Annotated in this window: 11 protein-coding genes; 4 read left to right on the top strand and 7 right to left on the bottom strand. The window is 48.8% G+C overall.

Annotated features, from left to right (window positions below):
- Positions 1–196: 196 nt before the first annotated feature.
- Both B3Z23_RS07570 and exoX read left to right on the top strand, forming a co-directional pair.
- Positions 197–430, top strand: a complete 234-nt coding sequence (locus B3Z23_RS07570; RefSeq protein WP_294905015.1) for a DNA polymerase III subunit theta — start codon at positions 197–199, stop codon at positions 428–430.
- Positions 430–1,104 carry an exodeoxyribonuclease X gene (exoX, locus tag B3Z23_RS07565; RefSeq protein WP_294905012.1) on the top strand — a complete coding sequence of 225 codons (675 nt, stop codon included), beginning with the start codon at positions 430–432 and terminating at the stop codon, positions 1,102–1,104. The genes B3Z23_RS07570 and exoX overlap by 1 nt, the downstream gene beginning before the upstream one ends.
- On the opposite strand, the gene B3Z23_RS07560 is transcribed toward exoX, so the two are convergent.
- A complete protein-coding gene (locus B3Z23_RS07560) occupies positions 1,095–3,167 on the bottom strand; it encodes a S9 family peptidase (RefSeq protein ID WP_294905010.1) in 2,073 nt (690 codons plus the stop codon). The two genes, exoX and B3Z23_RS07560, sit on opposite strands and share 10 nt — an antisense overlap.
- A 203-nt stretch (positions 3,168–3,370) precedes the next feature.
- On the opposite strand from B3Z23_RS07560, the gene purT reads away from it, so the two are divergent.
- The gene (gene purT, locus B3Z23_RS07555) at positions 3,371–4,552 is read left to right on the top strand and encodes a formate-dependent phosphoribosylglycinamide formyltransferase (RefSeq protein ID WP_294905007.1); all 1,182 of its coding nucleotides are present in this window, start codon (positions 3,371–3,373) and stop codon (positions 4,550–4,552) included.
- Positions 4,553–4,674: 122 nt separating this feature from the next.
- Here purT and B3Z23_RS07550 read toward each other — a convergent pair whose 3' ends face one another.
- From B3Z23_RS07550 to zwf, 3 genes are all read right to left on the bottom strand, one after another.
- Positions 4,675–6,909 carry a catecholate siderophore receptor Fiu gene (locus B3Z23_RS07550; RefSeq protein ID WP_294907661.1) on the bottom strand — a complete coding sequence of 745 codons (2,235 nt, stop codon included), beginning with the start codon at positions 6,907–6,909 and terminating at the stop codon, positions 4,675–4,677.
- A 495-nt stretch (positions 6,910–7,404) separates the two neighbouring features.
- Positions 7,405–7,980 (bottom strand): Ail/Lom family outer membrane beta-barrel protein, encoded by a 576-nt coding sequence (locus B3Z23_RS07545; protein WP_294905005.1) that lies wholly within the window; start codon positions 7,978–7,980, stop codon positions 7,405–7,407.
- Between the two features lie 335 nt (positions 7,981–8,315).
- Entirely contained in the window at positions 8,316–9,791 is a 1,476-nt protein-coding gene (zwf, locus tag B3Z23_RS07540) for a glucose-6-phosphate dehydrogenase (RefSeq protein WP_294905002.1), read from the bottom strand.
- Between the two features lie 560 nt (positions 9,792–10,351).
- Here zwf and pyk point away from each other — a divergent pair.
- Positions 10,352–11,794, top strand: coding sequence for a pyruvate kinase (gene pyk, locus B3Z23_RS07535; protein ID WP_294904999.1), 1,443 nt, complete (start codon positions 10,352–10,354; stop codon positions 11,792–11,794).
- A gap of 52 nt (positions 11,795–11,846) precedes the next feature.
- On the opposite strand, the gene lpxM is transcribed toward pyk, so the two are convergent.
- The 3 genes from lpxM to znuA all read right to left on the bottom strand — a co-directional run bounded on the left by lpxM (position 11,847) and on the right by znuA (position 15,233).
- On the bottom strand, positions 11,847–12,809 hold the full coding sequence (lpxM, locus tag B3Z23_RS07530; RefSeq protein WP_294904997.1) for a lauroyl-Kdo(2)-lipid IV(A) myristoyltransferase: 963 nt from the start codon (positions 12,807–12,809) through the stop codon (positions 11,847–11,849).
- Between the two features lie 126 nt (positions 12,810–12,935).
- On the bottom strand, positions 12,936–14,261 hold the full coding sequence (mepM, locus tag B3Z23_RS07525) for a murein DD-endopeptidase MepM (protein WP_294904994.1): 1,326 nt from the start codon (positions 14,259–14,261) through the stop codon (positions 12,936–12,938).
- 15 nt (positions 14,262–14,276) lie between these two features.
- Complete coding sequence (gene znuA, locus B3Z23_RS07520) at positions 14,277–15,233, bottom strand: zinc ABC transporter substrate-binding protein ZnuA (RefSeq protein ID WP_294904992.1); 957 nt, start codon at positions 15,231–15,233, stop codon at positions 14,277–14,279.
- Positions 15,234–15,254: the final 21 nt, after the last annotated feature.

Genomic DNA, 15,254 nt, shown 5'->3' with positions numbered 1-15,254 from the left:
GAAGGGAAAATACAGTCGCTCTGCCCGGCATGTCGATATGCAACACGCTGATCTCCTGAAACTATTGGTAAGCTGACGCACAATGCAGCCAAGGATACGCCGCTAATATGCTGCTGTCGAGTCCGGTCGTTATGCCCAAGGGTTGATTGCAGACGGATAAAGTTTTACTTTGTGACTAAATAATCAGGAGTCGCCGATGAGTTTTAATTTAGCACTGCTTAGTGCAGAAGAAAAAGACCGAATCAATACCGATCTGGCTGCGTCCGGCGTAGCCTTTAAAGAGCGGTATAATATGCCGGTAGTGGCCGAAATTGTCGAAAAAGAGCAGCCTGCTGAGATGCAGGAGTGGTTTCGTCAGCGACTCGGTGTATTCCGGCAAACCTCTCTCACCCTGTCACGTTTACCTTATGAACCGAAACAGAAAAACTGATGTTACGGGTAATTGATACGGAAACCTGTGATCTGCAGGGCGGGATTGTCGAGATTGCCTCCGTAGATGTAATCAACGGTCAGATTGTCAACCCAATGAGTGATTTGGTCTGCCCCGACCGGCCAATCAGCCATCAGGCGATGGCAATTCACCGGATTACCCCACAGATGGTGGCAGATAAGCCCCCGCTGGAGCAGATCATTACCCGCTATCAGGGCAGTGATTGCTATGTTGCGCATAATGCCAGTTTTGACCGGCGGGTATTGCCTGAAATGGGAGGGCAATGGTTGTGCACCCTAAAAATGGCTCGCAAATTGTGGCCGGGGATAAAGTACGGTAACCAGGCTTTACGCCACAGCCTGAAACTCGAAGTCAATCCGCCGCCCGATTTGCATGCTCACCGCGCCTTGTATGACTGTTACATCACTGCGGCGTTATTGCTAAGAATTATTGACGAGTCCGGCTGGGACGCGTCGCAAATGCGGGAAATTTGTCAGCCTGCCGCCGCCGCTGATGGTGATGATGTGTTTCCGTTCGGTAAATACCGTGGTCAACCTGTCGCACTGGTAGCCCGTAAAAACCCGGGCTACCTGCGCTGGATGCTGGACAACCTGACGGACTTACGCCCTGCTTTCCGTCAGACATTACAGCGTTATCTGAGAGATCAGCCCTGAGGTTCGGCCGGCGGCAGCTTGCCTTCCGCCAGTGCAATCAGAAATGCGCTTTCCATCGCAGTGTCTTCATAAGCCTTGAAACGCCCTGATTTCCCCCCGTGCCCGGCATCCAAATCCGTCCAGAGTAACAGCAGATTATTGTCGGTTTTTTTATCGCGTAACTTTGCCACCCATTTTGCAGGTTCCCAGTATTGCACCTGAGAATCGTGTAGTCCTGTTGTCACCAGCATATGCGGATAGTCCTGAGAAGCCACGTTATCATAAGGGCTGTAAGCACGGATAATAGCATAGCTGTCAGCCTGTTGCGGATTTCCCCATTCATCATATTCACCGGTGGTCAGCGGTATGCTTTCATCCAGCATGGTGGTAACCACATCCACGAATGGCACCTGAGCCACCACCCCGTGATACAGCTCAGGGGCCTGGTTCACCACCGCCCCCATCAGCAAGCCGCCAGCACTTCCGCCCATGGCATAGCATCGCTGTGGGTGGCCATAACCCCGCTCAAGAAGTTGCCGGGTCGACTGGATAAAATCACTAAAACTATGCTGCTTATTTTTGAGCCGGCCGGCATCATACCAGGCCTGGCCCAGCTCGCCACCACCACGAATATGAATTAAGGCATACACAAATCCCCGATCGAGCAGGCTGAGTCGGCTACTGCTAAAATCTGCGTCCATGCTGCTGCCGTAGGCACCATACCCGTATACCAGCAAGGGGTTTTCCCCACGCCTGAACAGGTCTTTCCGGTAAACCAGCGATACCGGAACCTGACAGTCATCATCCATTGTCAGCCAGAGATATTCGCTGTGATACTTAACGGCCGAAAACCCTTTCACCGCGCTCTGTTTCAGGGTTTTGCGTTCACCACTGTCAAGATCGAGCTGGTAGGTAGTGGCCGGAGTTGTCATTGAAGAGTAACCGTAGCGTAGTTGCGAAGTTTCCGGCGACGGGTTGTAACCCAGCCAGGTCACATAAGTCGGGTCATCGAAGCTGATCAACCGCTGTTCATCACGGAAACGATGATATTGTGACAGGCAACTTAACCCGTTTTCCCGCTCTTCTGTCACCAGCCAGTCGCGGAACACCTGAAAATCTTCCAGAACCCGGTGTTCCCTGACCGGTATCAGCGTTTTCCAGTGCATTTCATCCCGTTGGCACTCGTCGGCACTGTACAGGGCAAAGTTAATACCGGCGGTGTTTGAGCGGATATAAAACTGCTGCTGATAATGATCGAGCCCATACTCATGCCCTTCCCGGCGGGGTAAAAAGCACTCAGGTTCGGAACGAGGTTGACTGGCATCTACCAGCCAAATTTCGCTGGTTGTCGTACTGTCGATAATAATTTCGATGTAATCTTCAGAAGTCGTTTTCCCGAGGCTGACATAAAAACTGTCATCATCCTCCTGATAGACCAGTTGATCCTGGCTGACCGGCGTACCCGCTTCATGGCACCACACCTGCCAGGGTAATAATGTTTCGGGATCCTGACGCACATAGAATAACGTGCGACCATCATTGGCCCACATCAGTGAGGGAGAAACACCCGTCAGCACTTCCGGAAACCAGCGGTATTCATGTAAATCATACAACCGGATTTCATATTGACGCCGGGAGAGGAAATCCTCTGCAACCGCCATCAGAGTATTGTCCGTGGTAATGTCCAGGGCGCCGAGACTGTAGAACGGATGAGTTTCTGCCCTTTTATTACAGTCAATCAGACACTGCCAAAGGGGTTCTCCCTGCGTCGTTTCCGGGGCCCGATACCATAACGGATATTCGCCCCCTGCTTCAAAACGTTGCTGATACAAAAAACCATTTTTAAGATAAGGAACGGAGTGATCTTTTGGTGGAATACGCGCTACCATCTCCTGGTAGAGTGTCTCTTCCAGTGCTTTTAACGGGGCCAGTTGTTGCTGACAATAATTATTTTCCTGTCGCAGATAATCCAACACTTCCGGGCTGGACCTTGCATCATCCCGAAGCCAGTAATAGTCATCAATTCTGGTATCACCGTGCATCACCATTGTATGAGGATGTCTTGCCGCATTAGGAATTTTCATCGTATCTGTCCTGAAAAATTGGGTCGTATTCCGCCGAAAAAACATCGACTACAGTGATTAAAGGTGACAGTGTCACGACGGTAGCTGTCCGTCTCATAGCAAGACTTTACCATTATAAAAAAGAAATCGCCTGCTAATGCCTGCGCAATCGTTTTCCTTTATACTGTGCGGCAGTTTTTGAACAGAATTAACGGGTGGAAATAATGGTAACTCTCGGAACTGCACTGCGTCCGTCAGCAACACGTGTCATGTTATTAGGCTCTGGTGAACTGGGGAAAGAAGTCGCCCTGGAGTGTCAGCGGCTGGGTGTCGAAGTCATCGCGGTTGACCGCTATGCTGACGCACCGGCAATGCATGTGGCACATCGTAGCTATGTCATCAATATGCTGGATGGCGAAGCGCTGGCGGCGATTATTGCCAAAGAAAAACCTGATTATGTGGTTCCGGAAATTGAAGCCATTGCGACAGATAAGTTACTGGAACTTGAACAACAAGGTGTACATGTTGTTCCAACGGCTCGTGCTGCAAAACTGACCATGAACCGCGAAGGCATCCGCCGCCTGGCGGCCGAAGAACTGGCACTTCCCACCTCCGACTATCGGTTCGCTGACAGCCAGCAGGCGTTTGTGGCTGCCGCTCACGAAATCGGTTTTCCTTGTATCGTCAAACCCGTCATGAGTTCTTCGGGTAAAGGTCAGAGTTTTATTCGTGATGAATCAGGGCTGGAAAAAGCCTGGCAGTATGCCCAGCAAGGTGGTCGTGCCGGTGCGGGACGGGTTATCGTCGAGGCAGTGGTGAAGTTTGATTTTGAAATTACACTACTCACCGTCCATGCTGCCGACGGAATTCACTTCTGTGCGCCCATCGGACATCGTCAGGAGGACGGGGATTACCGCGAATCATGGCAGCCACAAGCCATGAGTGATTTAGCATTGCAACGGGCTCAACAGATTGCAGAGTCGGTGGTTAAGGCGCTGGGTGGTTATGGTCTGTTTGGTGTTGAACTGTTTGTCTGTGGTGATGACGTTATCTTCAGCGAAGTTTCGCCTCGCCCGCATGATACAGGAATGGTGACCCTGATTTCTCAGGATCTGTCAGAATTTGCCCTGCATGTTCGAGCTTTCCTTGGTTTACCGGTTGGAGGGGTACGCCAGTATGGTCCATCCGCATCTGCGGTGATCCTGCCAGAGTTAACCAGTCAGGATGTACGTTTTTCGGCCGTAGAACAGGCCGTTGGTGCCGGGTTGCAGTTACGTCTGTTTGGTAAACCGGAAATTGAAGGTCGCCGCCGACTCGGTGTCGCCTTAGCCACCGGTGAAACTATCGACGAAGCTGTCAGCCGCGCTATCTCAGCGGCCAGCTCAGTAAGCGTCACAGATAAATAACTGCCTGTTCCACAAATTGCGGGCAACAGGATAACTCTGTAACGGAACTGTATATATTATCCTGTTCCGCAAAAGCGCTCACCGTTTCCCGTGGCACACACCACGGGAAACGGTTTTCGCTGTCAGAAATGAACGTTGGCCGTCAGCATCCAGGTCCGGGGTGTGCCTGGTGTGTAGCGATAACCACTGCGATTCAGTGCAGCAATGTATTTCTTATTGAACATGTTATACAGGTTAAATTGCAGATCCAGAGTGGAATTCACCCGCCACGTAGCCATTGAGTCTGCGACCCAGTAATGATCGACACTGGCTGGGGTTCCCGAAGCACTGTCTTTAATCTTATGCATACTGCCGGTATAACGTGCCCCAAGCCCGATAGTAACCGCATCAGTAACATCCCAGGTTGCCCATGAGGTGAATGCATGCCTTGGTGTAAACGGTATGTAGTCGGACCCGTCACTGGTAGCCGAGGTCTGATCAGTACGGGTATTTTGTAATGTATAACCCGCCATCAGATGTACTGTATCGGTAATGTCTCCCTGAGCGGTCAACTCATATCCCTCTACCCGTTTTGATCCTGTCTGCACATACTCATTAGTCGTTGCATCCAGTTCGGCATCATTCTTAATATTGGTTCTGAACAGTGCTGCGCTGAGCAACAGCTTTTTGTTCAGTAATGACCATTTGGTCCCGAGTTCTGAGGTTTCGGCCCGCTCAGGTTTAAAATCAATGTTTTCACCGCCACGTGATACACGGTCGGTAGAATTATCGGTCAGTTTGAAGTCGGTTCCACCTGGTGGTTGCTGGGAAACGCCGTAGTTAAGATAGAGATTACCTTCACTGGTCAGGTGATAAAGCACACCAGCCTTCCAGTTAACCAGATTTCCGGAGTGGCTAAGGTCACTGGTACCTGTAGCACTCCCTGCCGTGTAATGCGTTTTATAACTATCCAGCCTTAATCCGCCGTTGAGCTCAAAGCGATATGGCAACTTAACCGTATCAAACGCATATACACCGAGCGTATTAGTACGCGCTTTCGATCCATAACCGGCAGTTCGGGTCACTGAAGTATCAGAGTCCGGATCCAGCAGGTTTACGGCATTACTACTAAAAGCGTAAGGATAAGAAACATAATTTTCCTGAGTAAGCTCAAGTCCGGTACTGACATTATGGTGAATACCATAGGTATCGAATTTGGTGGACAGGTTAGTCTGGTTAGTCAGGATTTTGTCGACAGTATCGCTGGAGTTCATTTTTCTGATCCCCCAGACTGAGCCGTCGGCATCTTCGGTGACCGTCCCCGCCGTAACTGCAGAAAGGAGGTAGCGCTGGCGCGTCTCAGACCAACGCGTGGTATTACGCAATGTCGTTTGATCGTTAAAGTCGTGTTCCACCCGTGAAGTGAAAGTATCGATCATGTCGTGTTCATAATCTGAATCAGTGCCGTAAAATGTTTTAGACGACACAGCACTGGCATTGTTTAACACACTGTTTGCGTTGGTATATTCCGGCAATCCGACGGTATAAACTCCGCCATCCGGGGTATTATCCTGTTGCTCATGAAAGTAATCCAGGTACCAACGGGTGGATGTGCCCAGACCAAAGGCCAGTGAAGGTGCAATACCATATTTTTCATGATTAACGTCATTTCGACCTTTAGTATTCCCTTTGTCCCCCATTACATTGACCCGGAAAGCAGAGGTATCACTAAGCATCTGGTTATAGTCGAGGGTTGCACGGCGTTCGGAGGCACTTCCATATCCCACAGATCCGTCAACTCCGGTATACAACTCAGGCTGCTTGCTCACCATATTAATGGAACCTGAGGGAGCTGTTCGCCCGTAGTCAGATCCTGACGGACCTTTAATCACTTCGATACTTTGGGTATTAAAGGTATCGCGGGTGACACTTTCAATATCACGTATGCCGTCGATATAGATGCTATTTGAGGTATCAATCCCCCGCATCATGATAGCATCCCCCATGTTGGTGGTGCCGTTCTCTCCCGAGAAAAAGGCCCCTACCCCGGGAGAGTTTTTCAAAGCATCAGTCAACGTTGTCGCCTGCTGTTCCTGAATAACTTTATGCGGAATGACCGTCACAGTACGGGTTGTGTCTGCCAGCGGCGCGGTAAATTTCGGGTCAGTGAGTCTCTGTGGAAGATATAACGACGGTAAGCTCTCCCCGGTCACTACCATGGTGTTTCCGGCATCGGTTATCGCGATATTTTTATTCGCCTGCCGGATAGTCGTTTTACTGACTGTTGAATTGTCGCTATTTGTTGATTTCTGTGTAGTCTGAGCCTGAACCGCCACTGGAAGTACACACATTCCAGCGAACACGCCTAATGTACTCATCGTTTTAAAAGCAGGTGCCACATTATTTTTCTTTTTCAAGGAACTACTCACCCAATGTAATGATTGTGATAATCATTCTTATTTATATTTCACTTTTATGTAAGGCCAGTTTTACATTTCTTTTCAATTTGATAAAATATGGAGTAAATTAGTGAGTGACTGTTTGTTTATCGCCTATTACACAGGCAACCAATGTTCAATAAACAACCTGATCATGCAGGAACTTTCGTTGGCAAGAATATTTTGTCGGTAGTTGGTAAGACTTCCGCCACTGTTGACTTGATCACAAACGCCAGTGAGTGATTCAGATATCTTGCCCACTCTGCCTGGCTCCTCCGAACAAACTGTGATAAATACAAACCGGCCCCCCTGAACAGAGTGCCGGTTTTGTATCTGTAATTTGCTGAGGGTCAGAGGGTAATAGTGAGGCCTGGAACCATTAATAACGGCAAGGATCACTGTCCACACTAATGGTAATCACGTCACTACCGGACATCAGAATTTAACTCCGACACCCAGACCGAGTACATTGAAGTTATAGCGTGCATAACCGGTTTTTTGTCTCGAAACAGAGTAGGACAAATCAAGCACGACTGAATTAAGCGGATTAATCTGGGTACCTATGCTAATTACCGGAGATAAATGATGAAATGAATCGGAAAACTGTTCTGATGACTGAGTACCATTACTGTTTGCCTGATTCATTTTCCATTGCTGATGCAGCTTCAGCTTATTCAAGCCGGCCATGCCATACAAACTGAAAAATTCATTGAATCGCCAGGCGGGTCCCGCCATCAGAGATCCTATTTTGATCTTGTTTTCCCCACTTTTTATCCCTTGCGAATTGTCGCTGATAAGCCCGGTATTTTTGGTCTGGAAGCTGAAAGAGCCAATCACACTCCATGGTGATCCCCATTCAAAGCGATACTTAATATCTGCCCCATGTAATCTAACTGAACCCAGCTTTGCCCGGGTATACCCCAGACTCAGGCTGTGTTCAGCCGCATTTACCTTAGTATTGACCGACAGAAGTGCAGCTATCAGTGCTGCCAGAGAAACCGCATGTTTCATCCCGAATCATCCTTAACATAATTTTCCATGAGAGTGCTAACCGTGCCGGTACTGCGCAGGATGTTATAGTGTAGCGAATCAGAATTTTTTGTCGCTGACACAGGAATAATTCTGTGAGCCGCAGAGGGATGTGGTCTTATTAGAAAGACGAATACCTCATTGCATAATATTTTTTTTATTTAAAGACAACGCATTAGAATGGTCACTGTACGGAGTCCCGACCGGGATAAGAGCAATTCAGACAAAATAGCAGAGAAAGCTGTGGCAGTTTACAGACTGGTTTGTGTCAAAAAAAGGCCTGCGTTGCAGGCCTTAAGAATATTTAGCAGGATGAATTATTCAAATTCATTCCACGAACGCCCGTCACGGGTGATCATCGCGACAGAAGCGACCGGCCCCCAGGTACCTGCCTGATAAGGTTTAGCACCTTCACCATCGACTGCCCATGCTTCAATGATAGAGTCAACCCATGTCCAGGCGGCTTCAACTTCATCACGACGTACAAACAACGCCTGAATACCGCGCATGGTTTCCAACAGCAGGCGCTCATAAGCATCCGCAAGGTGTGACTGATTGAAGGTCTCTGAAAAACTCAGATCCAGCTTAGTCGTCTGAAGTTTGTGCTTGTGATCCAGGCCAGGCACTTTATTCAGAATTTCGATTGCAACGCCTTCATCCGGCTGCAGTCGAATGGTCAGTTTATTCTGTGGTAACTCGGTGTAAGAATCTTTGAACAGATTCAGTTCCGGATTTTTGAAGTAAACGACCACCTCTGAACATTTGGATGGCAGACGTTTACCGGTTCTCAGATAGAAGGGTACGCCGGCCCAGCGCCAGTTATCAATATCTACCCGGATAGAGACAAAAGTTTCGGTGGTACTGGTTTTGTTAGCACCCTCTTCTTCCAGATAACCTGGCACTTTTTTACCCTGTACAAAACCGGCAGTGTACTGGCCACGCACCGTCTTATCACGGACGTTAGACTGATCAATTCGACGCAGCGAACGCAGCACTTTCACTTTCTCATCACGGATACTGTCAGCACCCAGATCTGAAGGAGGAGACATCGCAATCATAGTCAGAATCTGCAACAGGTGGTTCTGAATCATATCCCGCATCTGGCCGGCTTTATCAAAATAACCCCAACGACCTTCAATACCCACCTCTTCAGCAACAGTGATTTGCACACTATCGATAGTGCGGTTATCCCAGTTATTCACGAAGATAGAGTTAGCAAAACGCAGTGCCAGAAGATTCAGTACAGTTTCTTTACCCAGGTAATGGTCGATACGGAATACCTGACTTTCTTCAAAATACTCCCCGACACTGTCGTTGATTTCACGGGAAGTTTCCAGAGAGGTACCCAGAGGTTTTTCCATCACCACACGTGCAGGTTTGGCATTCAGTTTCGCCTGGCCCAGACCTTTACAAATAGCCCCAAACGTATTGGGTGGCATCGCAAAGTAGTTGATGGTGGTACGTTTTTTCTGGTCCAGCATCTTGCCTAAACGAGCAAAATGGGCGCTGTCGTTGACATCCAGGTTACAAAAATCGAGACGATTGCTGAGTTTATCCCACAGCGCTTCATCGATCTTTTCCTTCATAAAGGTTTCCAGTGCTTCACGAACCACTTTAATGTAGGCAGCTTTATCCCATTCTGCCCTGCCTACACCAATGATGCGTGAATCTTCATGGATCTGTCCGGCTTTTTCCAGCTGATACAGGGATGGCAACAGCTTGCGGCGTGCGAGATCGCCTTTGGCACCGAAAATGACCAGATCACATGCCTGGGCCTGATGGGTTACCGACATTCTATTCTCCTCGTTGCAGAATTACCGTCACTGTCTGCTGACATTGTCGGACTCTTTCATTATTCAATTGCGTTACACTGTACTGCTTTCATAACACCAGGTAAATACAAGGTTAATCCCCTGATGTTTCAATGGGTTTTGTAGATGCGCCTGCAAAGTACTCCCGGTACACAGAATCACAGTCTTCATATCTACGTGAAACTATGAGTGATAACTTATCCCTTAGGCCATTTTATCATTTCTGCGCCATTTTTACTGTGTGGCTAAGATTGAAATTACCTCCGACAATAATAGCCGGTGACTTTTTTTCTGTCACAGTTTAGGGTGTTAGCGTCCTTATTTTTACCCGGTCTCAGGCAGAAAAAATTATTTCATTTTTAGTTGCACCGTATCAAAGATCTGCCGCTCAAATAGCGCTGAGATAATAATAGTACAGGCACCGACACACTTAACATTATGACAACATTTTAGCTCGAAATGGGTAACACCTTTCAGCTAGAATACCGGCATAAATTCTGATGCGGCAGCCACCCGCATTTTTTTGTCAATGGAGTCCTTCAATGTCACGACGTCTCAGAAGAACCAAAATCGTTACTACCCTTGGCCCCGCTACTGATCGCGATAATAACCTTGAAAAGATCATCGCAGCAGGGGCTAACGTAGTTCGTCTCAACTTTTCGCATGGTAGTCCTGAAGATCACCAGGCCCGGGCAGATAAAACACGTGAAATTGCAGCAAAACTGGGACGCCATGTCGCTATTCTCGGAGATCTGCAGGGTCCAAAAATCCGTGTATCCACTTTCAAAGACGGAAAAGTATTTCTGAATGTCGGCGATGCCTTCTTACTCGATGCCGGCCTGGGTAAAGGCGAAGGTGATAAAGATAAAGTCGGCATTGATTACAAAGGCTTACCTCAGGATGTTGTACCCGGTGATATTTTATTACTGGACGACGGCCGGGTTCAGTTAAAAGTATTACAGGTCAATGACACTCAGGTATTTACCGAAGTCACTGTCGGTGGTCCACTGTCAAATAATAAAGGGATTAATAAGCTGGGCGGCGGTTTATCTGCCGCAGCGCTCACCGAAAAAGACAAGGCGGACATCCATACCGCAGCCAAAATTGGTGTCGATTATCTGGCCGTCTCTTTCCCACGTTCCGGCGCCGATCTGCAGTATGCCCGCAAACTGGCTCAGGAAGCGGGTTGTCATGCTCAGATTGTCGCTAAGGTGGAACGTGCAGAAGCCGTGGCAACCCAGGCTGCCATGGATGATATTATCCTCGCCTGTGATGTTGTCATGGTCGCCCGTGGCGATCTCGGTGTAGAAATCGGCGATCCTGAACTGGTAGGGATTCAGAAGACCCTGATCCGTCGTGCCCGACAGCTCAACCGTACCGTGATTACCGCAACACAGATGATGGAATCGATGATTACTAACCCAATGCCTACCCGTGCGGAAGTTATGGATGTGGCGAACGCCGTACTGGATGGGACAGATGCTGTCATGCTGTCAGCGGAAACTGCCGCGGGTCAGTATCCTGCAGAAACGGTGAGTGCCATGGCTAAAGTTTGTCTTGGTGCGGAAAAGATCCCCAGTGTGAACGTCTCAAAACATCGTCTCGATGTGCAGTTTGATAATATCGAAGAAGCGATAGCCATGTCTGCCATGTATGCCGCGAATCATCTGCGGGGGGTGAGTGCCATTATTACTATGACTGAGTCAGGCAGAACAGCACTGATGACTTCACGCATCACCTCGGGATTACCGATTTTTGCGATGTCCCGCCATCCAAAAACGCTCAGCCTGGCCGCTTTGTATCGCGGTGTCACTCCGGTTGCATTTAAAAGTTATACAGATGGCGTGGCCGCAGCTTACGATGCTGTCACCCTGTTACGTGATAAAGGTTATCTGATGACCGGTGATCTGGTGATTGTAACCCAGGGGGATGTGATGGGTGCCAGCGGAACGACCAATACCAGCCGTGTGCTCAGAGTAGAGTAATTCTCACCCTACTGCGGGCAGACTAATTGCCCGCAGTGTAAGTGTTCAGTGATTACAGGTCTTTGCGTCTGTAGGGTTCAATATCCCCTTCCCTACGGGTTTTCAGCAACTTAAGAATCCATGTGTACTGTTCCGGATTCGGTCGGACGAATACTTCGACTTCCTGATTCATACGCCACGCTAACGTTCGATCATCGGCTTGCTCCAGACCCTCCATTGGCGGACGGATAAAAATATCCAGCTGATGCGTTTTCCCGTTGTATACCGGAAATAACGGCACAACCTGTGCGCGACAGACCTTCATCAGCCTCCCGATGGCCGGCAGTGTCGCTTTATAGGTCGAAAAAAAATCAACAAATTCACTATGTTCCGCGCCGTGATCCTGATCAGGGAGATAGTACCCCCAGAACCCCTGCCGTACCGAACTAATAAAGGGTTTTATCCCGTCATTGCGCGCATGCATACGGCCACCATACCGGCGGCGTAAGCGATTCCAGAGGTAATCCATCAGTTGATTTTTCTGATTATGAAACATCGCGGCCATCTTCTGGCCTTCAGAAGCGAGCAGCATCGCAGGAATATCTACTCCCCAGCCATGAGGCACCAGAAAGATAACGTTCTGTTGCTGTTCCTGTAACTGACTGATGATCTCGCGACCATGCCAGACCACCCTTTTACGAACTGACTGCGGTTTTTTTAACGCCAGTTCAGCCATCATCACCATAGCCTGAGGTGCGGTAGCAAACATTTTATCGATGATCTGTTCACGCTGTTGTTCCGGTAACTCCGGCAGGCAATACAACAGATTAATTCGGGCGCGTCTGCGGGCACTTTTGGCCCACCGGCCCACCCACTTGCCCAGTGTTCCCAGCACCGGATCACGGACAGAGACCGGCAACAAAGCCATTCCCCCCAGAGCAGCAATGGCTACCCAGTTGCCCCAGTAGCGAGGCTTAAGAAATTCCGTCTTAAACTGCGGAATAAATTCAACATTGTTCTTTTTTTCATTCTTCATGCACTGGCCTCTGTATATACCGGGATTATGATAGTGCTGAAGGGATATTTTGCAATAATCATCTGCATAAATGAAAAAAGCCGGGTAACAATCCCCCGGCTTTCTGACTGAGTTTCTTCCTTAGGTTTAAAACGTTAGTTGCTTTTGCCAGCCTTTTACATCGGCCAGGTACTGTTTGCGGGCACTGCCATTCAAACCTTCCATTCTTGGCATCTGCGCGGTGAGTGGATTCACTGCCTGGTTATTAATCCAGATTTCGTAATGCAGGTGCGGTCCGGTTGAACGACCGGTATTACCGGATAATGCGATACGATCACCACGTTTTACTTTCTGCCCGGGTTTAACCAGTAAACGGCTCAGGTGCATATAGCGGGTCATATACTGACGGCCATGACGCAAAGCAACATAAATTCCACTGGCTCCGCCATTTTTAGCGGTGATGACTTCACCATCTCCTACAGCCAGTACCGGCGTACCAATCGGCAGGGCAAAATCCACACCGCGGTGAGGTGCTATCCGGCCAGTGACAGGGTTAAGGCGACGCGGGTTGAAATTAGAGGAAACACGGAACTGTTTCACTGTCGGGAAACGCAGGAACCCTCGTGACAATCCTGAACCATTGCGGTCATAAAATTTTCCGTCATCAGCCCGAAAAGCGTAATAATCTTTACCGGAGGATCGTAACCGCACGCCGAGTAACTGGCTCTGCATGGTTTTACCATCGAGATTTTCTCGCGACATCAGGACACTAAATTTATCTCCTGCCCGTAATTTACGAAAATCCATTTGCCATTGCAGCGCCTTAATCACCGCACTGGCTTCTGCCGCCGATAACCCGGCACGCTGGGCGCTCTGGGAGAAACTCCCCTGCACCGCTCCACGTAATACGGAATCTTTCCAGATACCTTTCTGGATAGTCGGCGTCATGGTAAAGCTGTCCTGAGCAGTACGCTGATAATCACGGGTTTCGCGACGTGAAATTTCCCAACTCAGCGACTGTAACTGGCCATCTGCATTAAGTGTCCAGCTCAGACTCTGCCCTACATTAAGATTACGCAGTGCTTTATCACTGTTGACCAGCGAATTGATATCCGAAAGATCAATACCATACTGATTAAGGATACTGCTCAGCGTATCACCCGCAGATACCGTGTAATCACGGCCAGTCGGTGTATCGCTGTCTCCCGCCCCCTCTGGCGGAACCTCTTCTTCATCTGCAGTTGAATTATCCTGATCCAGCGGCTCACTGGCTTCAGGCAGGATCTGACTCAGTTGCTGGCTGTCTGTTTCAATATTTCTGACTATCGATTCTGATATATCGCCATGCGGGTAAAACGGAGGCTGCCATACTGCGACAGCCAGCGTAATTACGCTCAGCGACCCCAGAATAATACGATGAGGTCGCGGCAGGTTGTTAAATGCCAGGGCGACAGAACGGGCAATCTGTTGCACTAATTTATTTTCCTTTTATGCTCCTTTCAGGCAGCTCGTGTACTGAACAGACAGTTGTGACAAAAATTGCACATAACTCTCACGGGTGACTCCGATATTCATCCCCAATGGGTCAAGAGTACCTTTACGCACCGACGTACCACGGGCAACCGCATCGATGACGGCTGGCCTGAATTGTGGCTCAGCAAAGACGCATACGGCCTTCTGCTCAACCAACTGTGTTCTTATTTGGTGTAATCTCTGAGCTCCGGGTTGGATTTCAGGATTCACAGTAAAATGCCCCAGCGGCGACAGACCAAAATAGTTCTCAAAATAGCCGTAGGCATCATGAAAAACGAAATAGCCTTCCTGACTTACCGGTGCCAGCCGGGTACGTATTTGTTTATCGGTCTCAGCCAGCCCGGCTTTAAAAAATTCCAGGTTAGCATCCAGTTGGTCTTTACGATTTGGTATAAGTTCCAACAATTTATCATGAATTGCAATTGCCGATGCTTCGGCTATCTTTGGCGACATCCAGATATGCATATTATATTCACCATGGGAATGATGAACATCGGAGTTCTCCGTAGCTGAGGATACGTGATCATCGTGAGGATGTTCGTGATCATGATCATCATCTCCCTTGAGTAATAACGGTGTCACCGTAGGCAGAACCGCAAGTTGTAATGTTTTATCTGCCGGTAAAGCCGCCATCGCACTGCTCATATAGGCCTCCATCTCCGGCCCAACCCGGATAACTAACTCTGCGTTTTTTATACGTTTTATATCAGAAGGACGCAGCGCATAGTCATGCTCTGAGGCACCGTCAGGCAGTACCACACTCACCGGGGTCACACCGTCTGCGATGGCTGCCGCAATAAAGGCCAGGGGTTTGATCGAAGTGACCACTTCACTGTGTGCAGTGACCGGAAATAAACTGCAAACAGAGAGCGCAGAAAACAGTGGGAAATAATACGATTTAAAATGTAACATTTTAATTCAAACCTTAATAAT

Source organism: Tatumella sp. UBA2305 (assembly GCF_002345795.1).
GTDB classification, from domain to species: Bacteria; Pseudomonadota; Gammaproteobacteria; order Enterobacterales; family Enterobacteriaceae; genus Tatumella; species Tatumella morbirosei.
This window is presented reverse-complemented; position numbering and strand designations above follow the sequence as displayed.

What these genes read in the sequence shown, in the direction of transcription:
- purT (WP_294905007.1), top strand. Translation starts at nt 3,371, where the DNA reads ATGGTAACTCTCGGAACTGCACTGCGTCCGTCAGCAACACGTGTCATG.
- znuA (WP_294904992.1), bottom strand. Translation starts at nt 15,233, where the DNA reads ATGTTACATTTTAAATCGTATTATTTCCCACTGTTTTCTGCGCTCTCT.
- B3Z23_RS07570 (WP_294905015.1), top strand. Translation starts at nt 197, where the DNA reads ATGAGTTTTAATTTAGCACTGCTTAGTGCAGAAGAAAAAGACCGAATC.
- exoX (WP_294905012.1), top strand. Translation starts at nt 430, where the DNA reads ATGTTACGGGTAATTGATACGGAAACCTGTGATCTGCAGGGCGGGATT.
- B3Z23_RS07550 (WP_294907661.1), bottom strand. Translation starts at nt 6,909, where the DNA reads ATGAGTACATTAGGCGTGTTCGCTGGAATGTGTGTACTTCCAGTGGCG.
- B3Z23_RS07560 (WP_294905010.1), bottom strand. Translation starts at nt 3,167, where the DNA reads ATGAAAATTCCTAATGCGGCAAGACATCCTCATACAATGGTGATGCAC.
- B3Z23_RS07545 (WP_294905005.1), bottom strand. Translation starts at nt 7,980, where the DNA reads ATGAAACATGCGGTTTCTCTGGCAGCACTGATAGCTGCACTTCTGTCG.
- zwf (WP_294905002.1), bottom strand. Translation starts at nt 9,791, where the DNA reads ATGTCGGTAACCCATCAGGCCCAGGCATGTGATCTGGTCATTTTCGGT.
- lpxM (WP_294904997.1), bottom strand. Translation starts at nt 12,809, where the DNA reads ATGAAGAATGAAAAAAAGAACAATGTTGAATTTATTCCGCAGTTTAAG.
- pyk (WP_294904999.1), top strand. Translation starts at nt 10,352, where the DNA reads ATGTCACGACGTCTCAGAAGAACCAAAATCGTTACTACCCTTGGCCCC.